15 protein-coding genes and 1 pseudogene are annotated in these 14,400 nt (G+C 38.3%); 4 read left to right on the top strand and 12 right to left on the bottom strand.

The window, feature by feature from the left end:
* Positions 1–9: 9 nt before the first annotated feature.
* The 5 genes from ATH1_RS0110925 to ATH1_RS0110905 all read right to left on the bottom strand — a co-directional run bounded on the left by ATH1_RS0110925 (position 10) and on the right by ATH1_RS0110905 (position 5,222).
* Positions 10–243: a hypothetical protein gene (locus ATH1_RS0110925; RefSeq protein WP_010421476.1), complete on the bottom strand. Its 234-nt coding sequence runs from the start codon at positions 241–243 to the stop codon at positions 10–12.
* An 11-nt stretch (positions 244–254) separates the two neighbouring features.
* Positions 255–533, bottom strand: a complete 279-nt coding sequence (locus tag ATH1_RS0110920) for a thioredoxin family protein (protein WP_010421473.1) — start codon at positions 531–533, stop codon at positions 255–257.
* 1,113 nt (positions 534–1,646) lie between these two features.
* Positions 1,647–2,858 carry a C1 family peptidase gene (locus tag ATH1_RS0110915; protein ID WP_010421471.1) on the bottom strand — a complete coding sequence of 404 codons (1,212 nt, stop codon included), beginning with the start codon at positions 2,856–2,858 and terminating at the stop codon, positions 1,647–1,649.
* 341 nt (positions 2,859–3,199) lie between these two features.
* Positions 3,200–3,793 (bottom strand): acyltransferase, encoded by a 594-nt coding sequence (locus tag ATH1_RS0110910; protein WP_010421468.1) that lies wholly within the window; start codon positions 3,791–3,793, stop codon positions 3,200–3,202.
* Positions 3,794–4,040: 247 nt separating this feature from the next.
* Positions 4,041–5,222 carry a lipopolysaccharide biosynthesis protein gene (locus ATH1_RS0110905; RefSeq protein ID WP_010421465.1) on the bottom strand — a complete coding sequence of 394 codons (1,182 nt, stop codon included), beginning with the start codon at positions 5,220–5,222 and terminating at the stop codon, positions 4,041–4,043.
* 191 nt (positions 5,223–5,413) lie between these two features.
* Here ATH1_RS0110905 and ATH1_RS22615 point away from each other — a divergent pair, with 191 nt between their 5' ends.
* Both ATH1_RS22615 and ATH1_RS0110895 read left to right on the top strand, forming a co-directional pair.
* Positions 5,414–5,605 (top strand): hypothetical protein, encoded by a 192-nt coding sequence (locus ATH1_RS22615; RefSeq protein ID WP_081467443.1) that lies wholly within the window; start codon positions 5,414–5,416, stop codon positions 5,603–5,605.
* A gap of 571 nt (positions 5,606–6,176) precedes the next feature.
* Complete coding sequence (locus ATH1_RS0110895; RefSeq protein WP_010421462.1) at positions 6,177–7,046, top strand: O-methyltransferase; 870 nt, start codon at positions 6,177–6,179, stop codon at positions 7,044–7,046.
* A gap of 365 nt (positions 7,047–7,411) precedes the next feature.
* Here ATH1_RS0110895 and ATH1_RS0110885 read toward each other — a convergent pair whose 3' ends face one another.
* The 3 genes from ATH1_RS0110885 to ATH1_RS0110875 form a co-directional block, all read right to left on the bottom strand.
* Positions 7,412–8,647, bottom strand: coding sequence for an ammonium transporter (locus ATH1_RS0110885; RefSeq protein ID WP_010421456.1), 1,236 nt, complete (start codon positions 8,645–8,647; stop codon positions 7,412–7,414).
* Between the two features lie 33 nt (positions 8,648–8,680).
* On the bottom strand, positions 8,681–9,037 hold the full coding sequence (locus ATH1_RS0110880) for a P-II family nitrogen regulator (protein WP_010421452.1): 357 nt from the start codon (positions 9,035–9,037) through the stop codon (positions 8,681–8,683).
* 67 nt (positions 9,038–9,104) lie between these two features.
* Positions 9,105–9,767 (bottom strand): TorF family putative porin, encoded by a 663-nt coding sequence (locus ATH1_RS0110875; protein ID WP_010421449.1) that lies wholly within the window; start codon positions 9,765–9,767, stop codon positions 9,105–9,107.
* A 511-nt stretch (positions 9,768–10,278) separates the two neighbouring features.
* On the opposite strand from ATH1_RS0110875, the gene ATH1_RS0110870 reads away from it, so the two are divergent.
* Both ATH1_RS0110870 and ATH1_RS0110865 read left to right on the top strand, forming a co-directional pair.
* Complete coding sequence (locus ATH1_RS0110870) at positions 10,279–10,755, top strand: hypothetical protein (RefSeq protein ID WP_010421446.1); 477 nt, start codon at positions 10,279–10,281, stop codon at positions 10,753–10,755.
* Positions 10,756–10,853: 98 nt separating this feature from the next.
* Positions 10,854–11,108: a hypothetical protein gene (locus ATH1_RS0110865; protein ID WP_010421443.1), complete on the top strand. Its 255-nt coding sequence runs from the start codon at positions 10,854–10,856 to the stop codon at positions 11,106–11,108.
* Positions 11,109–11,286: 178 nt separating this feature from the next.
* On the opposite strand, the gene ATH1_RS0110855 is transcribed toward ATH1_RS0110865, so the two are convergent.
* From ATH1_RS0110855 to ATH1_RS0110845, 4 genes and pseudogenes are all read right to left on the bottom strand, one after another.
* Positions 11,287–12,594: a carboxypeptidase-like regulatory domain-containing protein gene (locus tag ATH1_RS0110855; RefSeq protein ID WP_010421441.1), complete on the bottom strand. Its 1,308-nt coding sequence runs from the start codon at positions 12,592–12,594 to the stop codon at positions 11,287–11,289.
* A 334-nt stretch (positions 12,595–12,928) separates the two neighbouring features.
* Positions 12,929–13,122 (bottom strand): annotated as a pseudogene (locus ATH1_RS22610) (hypothetical protein).
* Complete coding sequence (locus tag ATH1_RS0110850) at positions 13,098–13,322, bottom strand: DUF3820 family protein (RefSeq protein ID WP_010421439.1); 225 nt, start codon at positions 13,320–13,322, stop codon at positions 13,098–13,100. The pseudogene ATH1_RS22610 and the gene ATH1_RS0110850 overlap by 25 nt, the downstream one beginning before the upstream one ends.
* 18 nt (positions 13,323–13,340) lie before the next feature.
* Positions 13,341–14,165, bottom strand: coding sequence for an aldo/keto reductase (locus tag ATH1_RS0110845; RefSeq protein WP_010421436.1), 825 nt, complete (start codon positions 14,163–14,165; stop codon positions 13,341–13,343).
* Positions 14,166–14,400: the final 235 nt, after the last annotated feature.

The following is a 14,400-nucleotide window of genomic DNA, read 5'->3' as shown; positions in this document are numbered from 1 at the left end:
ATATCTTCTTTATTGCTTTGTTTTTAATTTATTTTCTAATTCATCCAACCTGTCGTTTGCCATGTGAACCATCATTGTTACCCGAACAAATGGCAGTGCTAACAATAAGAGCGCAAATGAGGTTATTAACTCAAACCAATTGAAGTTTATGATATTAACAACAACTCCAATTAAGCCAATTAAGGCAGCAATGATTCCACCCGGAATGCCAAGCGGACATCTTAGTTTTTTCTTTTCTTCCATAATTCTAAAATTTAATGATTTATAAAACTATTCAAGGTATTAATTAATTCTTCCTTTTTGGGGACACTTCGAAAAATTATTTTATTATTAATGAGAAGGGTCGGAACTGAATGAATTCCTAATCTCATTGTTCTAACCATTCCCATGGGCGAATTGGCAAGGCTTCTTCTTAATTGAAACTTGTCACCATATTGGGGCAGTACTTCATCCAACATTCTTTTCAATATTTTGCAATTTGGACAAGTAAGCGTATAAAACATTTCTATGGTAACAGTGCTTTTGTTATTCATATACACTTAATTTATAATTCTGCCACAAATATATGTAAAAACATTATATGTTGCAACAAATATATGATAAAGTTTTTAACAATATCAAATCAACGAATTGTCAGAACCTAACCCGGACAGGCCAGTACCAACAAGTTATAAAAAATCAAATCACAATTAGTCTGATTAGTTGATTGTTACGCCATTATTTTTGGATGTCCATGAAACGACCGGAAAGCGTTCGATAGCTGTTTAAAAAATCAATTATGATGTTGTCAATTTCGCAAATTTACGCGAATGATTGGGGGTGTCTAAAAACTCTGTGTAATTCATTATTTCACAGATTTCCACGCAGTTGGCACACAGAGTCTCAAAGAGCAAAAATTAGTCTTTTTAGTCACCCACTTTTGAAGCGGCTGCGCCGCTTAAGAAAAAGGTGATCAAAAAAGTCCATTATTCTCTGTGAATCTCTGTGATGTGCTCAGTGCACTCTGTGTAACTAATTGAAAAATAATACTCTTGACAGCAAGTATTGAATTCAGTTTTTCCAAAGAATTACATCATAGACACCCTCTTTTTAATACGGGTGCTTTATATAAGAAAAGCTGTAAAAACAGCTTTTAAATTCGCCTAATTCCTGCAATTAGCTGACACCAAACAAGAAATGGCGTAGCCATTTTCAGATAACATTAGAAAATATTTTGCAAAAAAACACACTTGTATGAGGTAAGGATCGTTATAAAAACAGAAACGGAAGTTATCTCGTTTGATAACTTCCGTCTCTAACCTTAACCCTAACCCAAAATTATGAAAATCTATAATCTTAAACAGTTTGTTTGTCCAAAGGTTTAAAGAAAGAGATAAAAATTTTTTATTTTTTTCTTCATCGATGAGAAAACTCTGACTTAGAGAAACTTTTATCTCTTTCTTTTTGTCAATTTACCTAACCTAAACCCTTACTTATGAAGAAAACTCTACCCTTTCTAACGTGTGGTTTGTGTAAAAGTTTCAGTTGTTGGTAAAAAATATTTCAAGTTTAACATGTTTTGGCACAATTTTAGCTTTTTAAATTGAGTTATTGGCTTTCCTTGTGTATAAGTTATTGTTTTTCAATTTTTTGTTGGAATTAAACGATTAGAGTCCCAGTTTTTTGCTTATGCTTTTGGGTAGTGCTTCTTTATTCACCATGAGTGAAATGGTTTTTAGTTTCACAAAGCTTTCGGAGGCATACAAATAACCATTGTATTTATTATCTGTATTCCATGAATTTTTTACTTTGTAATAGGTGGTCCCGTTCTGGTCTTTCACCAAACCCACTATGTGCATGCCATGATCATCGGTGGTGGTATATTCGTCAAATCCTTCCTGGCGGATTTCCTGAGTAATCTTTTTCTCGGTGACAGGCCCTTCGAAAGAATACATCTGTTTCTGGCGTTCTTCTTCTGTTAATTCTTCCCAGCGTGAGCGTTCGGTGTCACTCAATTCTTCTATATTGTCGGCCGGAACAACGGCAACTCCGTTTTTGTGCGAAAATCCTTTTTCACTGACATCTGTAGCCCAGCCTACTGTGTAACCCGCTTCGAGCGAGTGGTTGATGATGTCCGTCATCTCCTTCAGGGTTACATTGTAAACTTCGCCCCAAAGCCAGTTGTCGGGCAATTCAATGATGAAAGGCTCATAAAATGGATGATGAGTAAAAGAGGTAACCTGGATATAGTTGTCCGGATTGAGTCCGGTCACTTCTTTCGCAAAAGACTCTGGGGTATATTCTTTCCCTTTGTATTCAAATGTTGAAGGCAATTCACCCAGATAGGCATCCAGTATTCCTTCGAAGCCCTGGTGCCAGGCAGTAGTTAGTTCACGGTTTTTGTTTTCAATGACACCATCTACATAATTTTTCAATACTTCATCCATTTCCATGTGCACGTGCTTCTCTGTGCCATAGTCGAGTCCGGGGTAAACATTTTCGGGTACCGCGCCATAGTTTTTCAATACATACAAAACATCATGAAATGCTCCGCCGGGGCCGAAATTTAAATGGCCGTGAAGTCTGACATACTTTTCGGCTTTGTCTGCGTAACAATGACGGACAATAAACATTTCTGAAAAATCTACCGGTTCTTTGCCCATTCGTATCATCTCAGATTCCAGGAACGATACTCCTGAAAAACTCCAGCAGGTACCTGAACGGTGCTGATCCTTGACACTTGTGGCAGGCAGATCAATGATCGTTTCAAATTTATATCCTTCAGGTTTTTGTTCTTCTTTTTTTTCATCCTGGGCAAATGTGCTTATGGTTCCGCTCAACAATAAGAAAAAAATGAAAATTTGCGATACTTTATTCATGATATTTTAATATTTTGGTTTATAGACATTTACGATGTATTTATTGAATGAACTTCAAAATAGTGAAAAATTGTGACAAAAAACTATGACAATTTTCAGTGTGTTCGTAAAAACCAAATGACCGTTAAAAGAAAGACTAAACGCAGAGGCGCGAAGACGCAATGTTTTTATTATGAGAGAGCTATGATTGTTTTTCATTTTTGTAAATGATTAACTACCATTTTTATCAAAGGACTCGAAAACATTGTTCCCTTTTGGGTGAGAAAACTGTAAAATACGAAAGCTTGTTAAATAATGGGCTGTATTATAGTGTGGTGTGGTTTTGAGGTAGTGAAAAATTTTCAGGTTAATTTTTCATCATATATATTCCATTCATAGTCTTTTGATTTTGGTATTATTTTAATGGTATCATTGCTACGCACGACCGTGCTTTTTGCAGGTATTTCGCTTGAGATTATGCAACCTGCCCCAATAGTAACTTCATCACCAATCTTTGTACCCGGGAGAATTACGCAATTGGAACCAATCCAGACATTATTGCCAATTTCAACACCTTGCTTGGGAGAAGTTTTCCTTTGGTCATACTTGTAATGATTTGTGGTAACAATTGTAGTATTGGGCCCTATTTCAACATTGTTTCCAAATTTGAGGCCGCCAAATGCATTGATGTAGACGCCGGGGCTATCGCCGGGATCACATATAATACCTTTTTTTATGTGTTGCCATCCTCTTATTTTACTTCTAAAATCTACCGGCCACGGTACCATTCTGTTGAAACCCATTATCTTTTGCATGAAAAAGTAGTCGTACAAAACTCTGTAATGCTTCATATATCCATGACGCGGACGTTTATATTGTGGATAGACCAGCTTCACCATCCATCTGCAAGGGTTTTGATCTATCCATTCAAGGATAAAAAAAATTGCTTTTTTCATTTAACATCTGTTTGGAATTAACCCCGATATAGAAAATATTAACTTTCACCAAATTTTTTTAATGAAACGAGTTCCGCGTACTCGGGACTCGTTCCATCAGACCAATAACTTAGTCTAATTATATACTGATGAAACGAGCATGACAAGGTTTATCACAAAAGAACATGTATAAATCCTTTCATGCGAGTTCCATCCGCCCTTAATAAATAAATTTTATACGGATGAAACGAGATAACGCTTTAATTTTCTATTTATGTTCAATTTGAGTTTCATAATTTTCAATCTGACTGCGTAACTCTCTATAATAAAGAATGTAGTGAAGAACACCTGTAAAAGAAAACATCATAAGTAAATAAATATAATTTATATCAAAAAGCAAATAGGGCAAAATAAAAAGCAATATAATTCGTACAAAAAAACTTACAAGATAGAAGATCAGAATTCTTTTTTGATGATTTAATATTGTGTATAGAATAGTTGTTGGCATTACAATATTTTGAGCAATTATTAAAGGAATTATAATTCGGCTTATTCCACCAGAAGCTTCCCATTCTTTTCCCAAAAAAGTGTCAAATATCCAAGGTGCTAATAAAAAAGCAATTACTCCGAAAGGAATAATTATCATTATCACTTTTTTTACGGTGGAGACAAAATAGCCGGATATATTCCGGGATTTAATATATCGTTCAACACTTTCTTTTCCAAATACAGAAGCGATACTATTTGACCAGACACTTACAGGTGTTGAAAAAAACCGCTGAGCCATTCCATAAAAAGCAACTACATTTTCTCCATAAAAAATAGAGAGAAGAATGGTGGGCAAGTGGCTGTTTAGTTCAGAAATTATTGCAAGAGAAGAATTAAAGGTTAGAATATCACGGTACTTAAAGAAGAATATTTTAAACTTTCTTTTGGATATTTGAAATATATGCCAGGTTATACCGGAAATCCAAATTTGAAAAACAATGACAGCCAACAGACCCGTAATTAAAGCAAAGATGAGAGATTCAGCCGAGGGCGTCAGAATTCCAAGGAGCAAAGTAATTAATAAAGTTGCAGAAGCCTTTATCAATTTTCCATAACCAATCTGGATGTATCTCTTTTTGTAATTCAAAAAGTTCTCAAAAGAAATAAACACACTAGTGAATAATGCATAAACGGGTAAAAAATATATCCATTCCACATTCGATTGCCAATTCCCCCAAAAAGGGGAAAATGCTAATATTAAAATCTCAAGGATGAGAGATGTTACGCCTCCTAATAAAAATGAAATTCCCAGGTTAGAATTTGCCACCTCATCCGTATCGCTTATAAGTATTGCATTAAAACTTCGCCATGAAACAAGAGAACCCAGTAAAAGTCCTAAAGCTGAAAAAACAAAAAAAACGCCAATATCCTCCGTTAAATAAAAAAGAGGTAACAAGAGCAATGTTAAAAAGTTAACCCCTTGCGCTATAAAAGATGCAGAAAATAGCGGGAAGGATGTTATTAGAATATTTTTATCCTTTTTTTTTCACCAAACAGATACTGAAATGAGCACTTTTAAAGGCGCGTATATTACAACCAATTGAAACGGGTATGGCAAGATTTCCCACAATAAGGACATGTATAAACCCTTGCATGCGAGTCCTATCCGACCTTAAAAATAAATTTTATATGGATGAGTGCAGTCTAAAAAGTCTTTTGACCCCTAAATCCCCTAACGGGGACTTTTTCAAACTGCTGATTTTTAGCAGTTCCCCTTTAGGGGTCAGGGATAAAAATGTTAAAAATCAGCAGTTTGAAGGCTTTTTATACTGCACTCATGGATAAAATTTTTTATTTTTCCTTTTTCGTTCGGATAGGTCATTAGGCTGGTTGATAAGGTATAAATAGTGTTTGTTCAGAAAGTTCCATCTGAACAGACACTATTTATGTCATCAAAAATAGGAAAATTAAGCGAATTAGAACCTACGTTTTTTCTGGACAAGCCTGAAAAAAAACCCCTGTGCAGGATTTAGTCAACTTAAACAACATGTTGGTTAGTTTTATGCGCTAAGCGGCTAAATTCTTGCATACGAATTCTATCAGACCAATAACTTAAACTATTGTTATACTGATAAAAATTTTTTGAGAATAAAATTTTTTTGTTAGATATTAATTTGAAGATATTAAATACAACCTTCCTCTCTACTATTTTTATTTTTTTATATGTTTGAGCCCAGTCTAAAAAGCATCTTTGTTGCCAAACTCATTGTTGTTTTAAATTTTTGCATCCTCATTAACAATGAGTTAACTCCGGTGCAAAAATTTAAAACGCCTTGATTTTGACAAAAATATGCTTTTTATACCGCACTCATGTTTGCAAAACGCATCGAAATGTTAATTTTTCAATGATATCAGAATGATAAAGCAGATCATAAAAACAGGTTTGAATGTGCCGATTCAATATTTGAAAAGGAAAAAAGCAAGGGAAATATTAACTCAGCTTTCATTGCATGAAGATATAACTCTGAAATCTGTGGCTATCGCTTTACAAGAATCCTTATCTACTGTATTGTCAAGCCAGGAAGCAGAATTCATTTCCATGATTGAAAATCGACGCTCTTTTCTCCTGAGATCAGATAAAAAAATTCATGTTATTGATTATGGCGCGGGTTCTCCTCATTTTAAAAGAGGAAAAAGGGAAATGGAACAGGGGTTACAATCAACTGAATCCGTCTCGGAAATTGTTGCATCGAGTAAACCCAAATTCTGGGGACTTTTACTTTTCAAGCTGATTCGTGAATTAAAACCCTTGTCATGCGTAGAACTTGGTACATGTGTAGGTATCTCGGCATCCTATCAGGCAGCAGCATTAAAAATTAATGGAATAGGGCAAATCGTATCACTTGAAGGGGCACCCGAAATTGCTGAAATTGCCCGGGATACTTTTAATAGCTTAGAATTTAAAAATGCATCTGTTGTTATTGGACCATTTCATCAAACTTTTAAGAGAGTATTGGAGGCCTCTGAACCGGTTGACTTTCTCTTTAATGATGGTCATCATGATTACTATGCTGTTCGAAAATATTTTGACGAGGCAATCCCCTATCTCTCTGATGGTGGTGTGATTGTTTTTGACGATATTTCCTGGTCGCCTGGAATGAGAAAAGCTTGGAAGGAAATAGAAGAGCTTGGGGAAGTATCTGCCTCAATAGACCTTCAATCGATGGGGATAGTGGTTGTAAAGAAGAACTTTTCAACTAAACAAAAGTTTGAAATTCCTCTATAATCGATATGTCGTTAAACATTTTCAAATGCCTTATAATGATACATCGTTTTTTTATCGTGGAAAAACAAACGAAGGAAAAATTATTCTGCTGAATCATGATGTATCAGTAATCAACTTTTTTATTTAAGTGATGTTCGGCGACAATATGAAAAAGGTGATTATTCATCTGAAGATGAAGATGTTGTTGAAGCTGTTTTGGCAACACACTTTTCAGCCAGGCGTTATTTTGTAAAAAAAGACCTGTCCAAACGGACAGGTCTCTAAAAACAGGACAATTAAAAGAACTGGATAATTGAACCAGATACGCCATCGTTATGGCTTTGCGATAGTGTGTTCTCCATAAGAGGGTTGTCGTGTTTTTACGGTTATGAAAAATTATTATAGGCAGTCTCTCCGTGTTCATAAACATCCAGGCCTTCTTCCTCGACCCTTCGGGGAACCCGGAGCCCTACTGTGGATTTGATGGCTCTGAACAGGATGAATCCCATAGAAAGCGCCCATGCTGCGATGGCTACCACGCCCAGTGTTTGTACACCAAGCATTGAAGCACCACCGCCATAGAACAATCCTCCTTCTGTTGCCAGCAAGCCAACCAGTATGGTTCCGACAGCTCCGCTGAAACCGTGTACTGTAACAGCACCAACGGGATCATCTATTTTGAGTGTATCCAGCATTTCAACGCCAAAAATTAATGTTATCCCTGCAACGATACCAATAATTACGGCACCTCCCGGGCTAACAACATCACATCCGGCGGTAATGGCTACCAGACCGGCTAAAGCGCCGTTCAAAGAAAGCCCTAATGATGGTCTTTTGTACCGAATCCACGATATTATCATGGCAGTAACCGTTCCGGCTGAAGCCGAAAGGTTTGTGGTAACAAATATTGATGCCACCGCAGAAATGTTGTCAAGTCCGCTGGCTGCCAACTGTGAACCGGGATTAAAACCAAACCATCCGAACCAGAGGATGAATACACCCAGGGCACCAATTGTCAAACTATGACCGGGAATGGCTTTACGTTTCCCATTGTATTTCCCCAGACGGGGGCCAATAATGGCTGTTCCGACCAGTCCCAGCCAGCCGCCGACCGAGTGCACCACCGTTGATCCTGCAAAGTCATGAAAACCCAGTTCACTGAGCCAGCCGCCGCCCCAGACCCAGTGCCCGGAAACGGGATAAATCACCGCTGTGATGAAAAAACTGGCAAGAATATAGGCTTTGAACTCTGTTCGCTCTGCTACTGCACCGGAAACAATCGTTGCAGCAGTGGCGGCAAATACAGTCTGGAAAATTAAAATGGCATAGTCAACATCGTTGCCATAAGAACCCGAGAAAAAGAGGTCGGGCATGCCTATAAATCCGCCCAGGTCGGTACCAAACATTATGCTAAAACCTACCACCCAGAACATAAGCGAACCTACCGAAAAATCAAGAAAGTTTTTCATGAGTATGTTGGCTGTGTTTTTGGCTCGGGTAAAGCCGGCTTCTACCATTGCAAATCCCGGCTGCATAAACATAACCATGGCAGCGGCAATCAGTACCCACAACATGTCTATAGAGACGGATATATCTGTTATTTTTGTTGTAATATCTTCCATAATTCTATTCTTTTAGTTGTTCAACGACCTGATTTACTCTTCTTCTCCTTTGATGTATAGCGACTCATTACCGGTTTCTCCTGTCCGTATCCGGTAAGATTCTTCAATGTCGACCACGAAAATTTTTCCGTCTCCGATGGCTCCTGTTCTTGCAGATTCCATGATGGCATTGATGGTATTCTTCAGGTTTTTGTCGCGTACTACTATCGAGAGCTTGATGCGTTCTATGGAGCTGGTATCGTACACTATGCCACGAAAGGCACGTTCTTCACGTGATCTTCCGACACCCCTGACTTCCCAGTAGGAAAAGAAGTCGATGCCTACGTTGCCCAGTGCTTCTTTTACATCATCGAATTTTGTCTTGCGTATGATGGCTTCAATTTTTTTCATGAGTCTGTTTTTAGGTTATTTAATCATCTCTTTTATTAATTCCTGATTGAATGAATGGCGTACTTCATCAGAAGGAAACCCCGACTACCATAAACAGGCTTTCACTTTCCGGATTCAGAATGAGGGATCCCGAAAGCGGGAGAGAGAAATAATCGGTGAATTTTATCTCTTTCGATGCACCTATACCGATGTTTACCACAGCAAAATCGCCGTCAGTTGTATAAACTTCGTTACCAGCCCCCAGAAAAATATTGGCGACACCCAGATCATAACCGGCTTCCAGGTATAAGGATTGGTCATCGGCGCCTGCAAAGAATTTACCGGCAAGCAAACTAAACTTGTCTATGGTGAGAGTACCGCTTATTTCCAGTGAATGAAAATTGTCAAAATCAAAATAATCATCCGACATATCATCCAACGGGAAATAGTAATCGGTAAGGGTGAGGCCAAATACATCACCAAAGGAATAACCGGCATACAGATCGGCCTCCTGCGCTCCCGGAGCATTGGTGGTGTAAGCGCCCCAGGCTCCCAAAACAAAACTGCCGGCCGACATTTCAAGCGTGGGCTGAATGCTGGGTGAACCACCGAAATCGGTTCCCCTCCATACATATCGGCTCATCAGGTCGGCTCCGACATTAACCTCAACCTGAGCGAAGGTTTTTGTACTGAAAATGTACAATCCCGTCAGGATTAGGATTCCCGGTAAAAGTTTTCCATTGTTTCTCATAGCAGTTGGTTTAAATTGTTAGAAATTGGTTTTGCCCCTCCTTTTTCAGGGGGGTGATCTAATTAAAAGTACTTTTTATTTGAATTACCCCATGTGGGGATGGGGGTATGCTGCAAATTTATATACTTTTTATATTAGAAACCTAATTTTTTGAGGGGTAATTTCTGAAATTTTATATTTTTTAAGACTATGACCCCTTTTTGAGGGGGGGGGGGTGAAGTATAATTTTTCATTTTTTCGGTTCTTAATCTCAACAGATTGATGAAAAAGCCTGAACGCAAAGTAATCCTGCGCAAAAGCCAAGGATTGCTGCCAATCCGTTACTTCTGTTTACTTTTCATGTCATATCTGCAGATTGGATGCTATTAAAATGGAAAAATCATGCACATGAAGTTCAAATTTTCATTACACGGCAAAAGCGGTCAAAAAAATATGTAGAAAAGAGGTGATGATTTTTCTTTAATTCGTTACATTTGGTTGAAACAAAATTTGTAAAAGAAAAACTGTAAAAATGAAGAAAATAGAACTGGGAAAAGGGCTTGACAACTTGTATTTTGGTATGAGTCGCGATGATTTCAAAGAGATCATGGGCGAGCCCGATGAGGTAGAGACCATTGAAAATGAAGATTTACCGGAAGATTTGTCTGAAGCCTGGCATTACGACGACATGGAGTTATCTGCTTCATTTGATAAAATGGAGGATTGGCGGTTAACATCTTTGGCTGTCAGTTCTGATAACTTCTCCTTCGAGGGCATTGACCTGATCGGGCTCAGCCAGCAGGAAGTTATGGAACAGATTGAGATGATGGGACTTGGCGATATTTCCATTGAAGAGTTGTCTGACGATGAAGAAAACAGTCAGCAAATCGCCACCATTCTTGATGTGAGTCTTAATCTTTGGTTTGATAACGGGATATTGACCGAAATTCAATGGGGCCCGTTCTGGGATGAGGAAGAAGAAGAATTAATATGGCCCGAAGTGAAATAAAAAAATGTAGTTAATTCTACATTTTTTTTTTGCCGGAATGTTTGTGATATAAAACCTTTATATATTTTTACCCTGTAATTTTATTATTTATTAAAATCATGAAAAAGAGTATTTTGAAAGTTGATCCTGTAGCATTTCGGTATGAAGATCCCGACATTGATGGAGACGATCTCAGTGAAGAAGATGACTATGAATGGGATGAAAATGACCTTGACGAAGATTTCGATGAGGAGTATGATGACGATGACCTCGATGAGGACTTTGATGAAGATTTCGATGACGAAGATTTGGATGATGATTTGGATGGAGAAGATTTGGAACAGTACGATGATGATGATGATGATGAATTTTAGCCCATCCGGAACAGAAAAGTAACTTTTGTTGTTGCCATCTTCATTCAGCAGTTTCCATCTGGTATGGCGGATTTAAAATAAAGCGGAGAAACCGAAGCCGCTCCGCCATATTTTCTATTTGTTTTTTCAGTGAGGGTTTCACTTTTTTGTGAAGCACCCTCACGTGACTAAAAGCTTTTTACTCCAAACGCTCCAGTTTTCTTTGTATTTTTCTGATGGCAGCTTCAATAGGCTGTTCAGGTTCAATGACATTGTAATCACCCCAGAAATCAGGATTGGAAAAACCTGATACTTCATCTTCAAGAATGGCATTCATTTTCAGTCGATCAGACCCCCGGAAAGGTTTTTCTTCAGTATATTCCCAGTCGGTTACAGCCATTTCAAGTGTTGTATGATAGTTGGTGTTAAATAATTTACGTCTCCATTTTACTTTGAATGAAACCTCTCCGCGGCTATATCCGAAGTACCACTTTCCGTTGTCATCTTCACGGTAGTTGACGGTATATGATGCTTCTGTAGGATAAACACGTGCTCCCAGAGGTTTTTTTCTGATGAACATCCGTGCTACTTCATCTCTGTCTTCTGTGTTCATGTTGAATATGGCACGTGTAACAGCCAGATTCTCTGTGTCAATATAAAGTTTCCCGTAAAAAAGAGGTATATTGATGTGCGGTTTCTGCTCAAAACTGAGAACATAGATGGTACGATCTTCTATCCGTGTAATATTACTTATCTTAAAGTTGTAATAATCAATCATTTCATTGTCGAACAGTAGATAAGGGTCTTTCATTATGTCCAGCATGGTTGCTGTGTAAGGCCCGCCCTGAAGTTTAAATGCCAGCGTATCGAGCTTGTCATAATCCGTACTTTTCCGGCCAATTTGAAGTCGAACCCGGTCTTCCCTCGGATCGTCGTAAGAATGTTTATATACTTCTACAACGGCTTCTGACAAAGAAACGTAAGACCAGCCCTTTTTTATTGTTTCGCGATAAAAAGCAGTCATTGTTACCGGCTGATTCAGATAGTTTTCGTCCCGGCGATTCAACACGGCCTTGATCAAAAGATTCGGGTCGGACGGAAAAACGGAGACTTCAACAAGCGGGACAGTAATCATCTTAAGTCTTACAGTATTGCGTCCTCTGCGAAATTCCGATAAGGGGACATATTTTTTTTCATAACCAATGAAGGAGAAACGTATGTTTTTGTCGGTCATGTTTTTGGGTACCTTTAGTGAAAAGTTACCACTTGAGTTACTGACCGTGGCAATATTGCTTCCTTCTATGGCCACTGTTGCAAATGGCAGTGGATCACCGTTGTCTTCATCTTCAACTGTTCCGCGAATCAATACGTAATTGAGAGTATCAAACTGCTGCTCATCTTCCCCGGAGGTGAAAGCCCGGGCATCAGGTGTAATGGTTATTATGGAGGCGATAAAGGCCAGCAGCGCAATAACATTTTTTCTGTGGTTAATCATCAGAGTTTTCATGGCATCTTTCTTTTTATCCGTATAAATTTTGTTTTAAAGGTTCCCGAATAGTATCCGAATAATCGGGGGCGGGCAGAGACAGGTTGTCGCAAACCTTGCTGTACTCTTTTCGTTGAACCTGTTTGTTTTGGATGCTATTTTTTCGTTGTTAACAACGATTTTGCTTTTTCCATCCTTTTCAATATAAAGACACCATGAGTGCGAAAAACCCTTATTATGGTTGTAGTATTTTCAACACGTTGTTGAACTTTTTCAACAGGCTGCCAAACAATTGTTTATAGTTGAAGTTATTGTTTTTAGACTGCACTCTTTTCTAAAATGCAGTATATCAAAACTATCTAATCTCTAATAATTGAGTGCAGTATAAAAAGCCTTCAAACTGCTGATTTTTACCATTTTTACCCCTGACCCCTAAAGGGGAACTGCTAAAAATCAGCAGTTCGAAAAAGTCCCCTTTAGGGATTTAGGGGTCAAAAGGCTTTTTAGACTGCACTCATAATTTATTATTTCAATGGTTTCAACAGATATTCGAGTCCGTTGAGTCTTATCTCATACATTGTTCCCAAAAGCATACCCAGTTTTCCTGAGGGGAATCCTTTTTGCGACATCCAAACCAGGTAATGTTCGGGTATATCACAAATTCTGGAACCCTTATACCTGCCGTAGGGCATCCGTGATGAAATAAGCTCCGTCAGGATTTTCGGATTAAAAAGGGGCGGTTCTTCCATCTTTTTTGGTTTACAAAATCATATATTGTCGGGATGGGGGCCTATTCGTTCATCTCTATCAAGCGAATCAATCAGGGCCATATCATCATCCGAAATTTCAAAATCAAAAATATCGGCATTGGATGCTATGCGATCTTCATGCACACTTTTTGGGATGGTAACTACTCCTTTTTGCAGGTCCCATCGCAGTACAAGCTGAGCTATACTCTTATTATATTTCCCTGCAAGTTCTTTCAGCAAATCAATCCCGAAAATTTTTCCCTGCATCAAAGGGCTCCATGCTTCGTATTGAATGTTGTTGGTCTTGCAGAAATCGAGAAGCGGTTGTTGAACGAGTTTCGGATGAAATTCTACCTGATTCACCATGGGTTTTATCTTCGCCGATTGCATCAGGTCTTCCAGGTGGTGCTGCATGAAATTACTAACGCCTATGGCTTTTACCCTGCCTTCATCATACAATGTTTCAAGAGCACGCCACGTTTCCTTGTATTTTCCTTTAACAGGCCAGTGAATGAGATAAAGGTCAAGATAATCGGTTTGTAATTTTCTGAGCGACTGATTAAAGGCATTGATGGTAGAATCATACCCCTGATCCGTGTTCCATACCTTACTGGTGATAAAAATGTCCTGCCGTGGCAACGGGTGGGTTTTTATTGCTTCTCCCAGTCCGTCTTCATTTTCATAAAGCGTAGCTGTATCTACATGACGGTAGCCTACATCCAAGGCCCGGTGCACCGCCCTTTTAATTTTACTGTTTGGGGTCTGAAATACGCCTAGTCCCAGGTATGGCATTTTTATACCATTGGCAAGCTCTACTGTTCCTTTAATGTTTGTTATTTTCATCCGTATAAAATTTATTTATCAAGGTCGGATGGAACTCGCATGCAAGAACTTATACATGTTGTTTTGTGGAAAACTTTGTCATGCTCGTTTCATCCGTATAAAATTAATTTAAGTAATTGGAATGATGCAACTTATTATGCTTTGATTTATATAAGATTCTTCGGTTCGCTCAGAATGACAGGCAGCTAAGGTTAAGGTTGAGGTTGAGGCTGAGGTTGAGGTTGAGATTGAGGCT

It is taken from the genome of Anaerophaga thermohalophila DSM 12881 (assembly GCF_000191885.1).
Taxonomy (GTDB): domain Bacteria; phylum Bacteroidota; class Bacteroidia; order Bacteroidales; family Marinilabiliaceae; genus Anaerophaga; species Anaerophaga thermohalophila.
The sequence above is the reverse complement of the archived record's forward strand: the minus strand, read 5'-3'. Positions and strand labels throughout refer to the sequence as shown.

Bases quoted from the DNA above. Each gene is read 5' to 3' on its own strand.
- ATH1_RS0110915 (WP_010421471.1), bottom strand. From the start codon at position 2,858: ATGAATAAAGTATCGCAAATTTTCATTTTTTTCTTATTGTTGAGCGGA.
- ATH1_RS0110910 (WP_010421468.1), bottom strand. From the start codon at position 3,793: ATGAAAAAAGCAATTTTTTTTATCCTTGAATGGATAGATCAAAACCCT.
- ATH1_RS0110925 (WP_010421476.1), bottom strand. From the start codon at position 243: ATGGAAGAAAAGAAAAAACTAAGATGTCCGCTTGGCATTCCGGGTGGA.
- ATH1_RS0110865 (WP_010421443.1), top strand. From the start codon at position 10,854: ATGAAAAAGAGTATTTTGAAAGTTGATCCTGTAGCATTTCGGTATGAA.
- ATH1_RS0110875 (WP_010421449.1), bottom strand. From the start codon at position 9,767: ATGAGAAACAATGGAAAACTTTTACCGGGAATCCTAATCCTGACGGGA.
- ATH1_RS0110895 (WP_010421462.1), top strand. From the start codon at position 6,177: ATGATAAAGCAGATCATAAAAACAGGTTTGAATGTGCCGATTCAATAT.
- ATH1_RS0110920 (WP_010421473.1), bottom strand. From the start codon at position 533: ATGAATAACAAAAGCACTGTTACCATAGAAATGTTTTATACGCTTACT.
- ATH1_RS0110885 (WP_010421456.1), bottom strand. From the start codon at position 8,647: ATGGAAGATATTACAACAAAAATAACAGATATATCCGTCTCTATAGAC.
- ATH1_RS0110880 (WP_010421452.1), bottom strand. From the start codon at position 9,037: ATGAAAAAAATTGAAGCCATCATACGCAAGACAAAATTCGATGATGTA.
- ATH1_RS22615 (WP_081467443.1), top strand. From the start codon at position 5,414: ATGCGAGTCCTATCCGACCTTAAAAATAAATTTTATATGGATGAGTGC.
- ATH1_RS0110855 (WP_010421441.1), bottom strand. From the start codon at position 12,594: ATGAAAACTCTGATGATTAACCACAGAAAAAATGTTATTGCGCTGCTG.
- ATH1_RS0110850 (WP_010421439.1), bottom strand. From the start codon at position 13,322: ATGGAAGAACCGCCCCTTTTTAATCCGAAAATCCTGACGGAGCTTATT.
- ATH1_RS0110845 (WP_010421436.1), bottom strand. From the start codon at position 14,165: ATGAAAATAACAAACATTAAAGGAACAGTAGAGCTTGCCAATGGTATA.
- ATH1_RS0110870 (WP_010421446.1), top strand. From the start codon at position 10,279: ATGAAGAAAATAGAACTGGGAAAAGGGCTTGACAACTTGTATTTTGGT.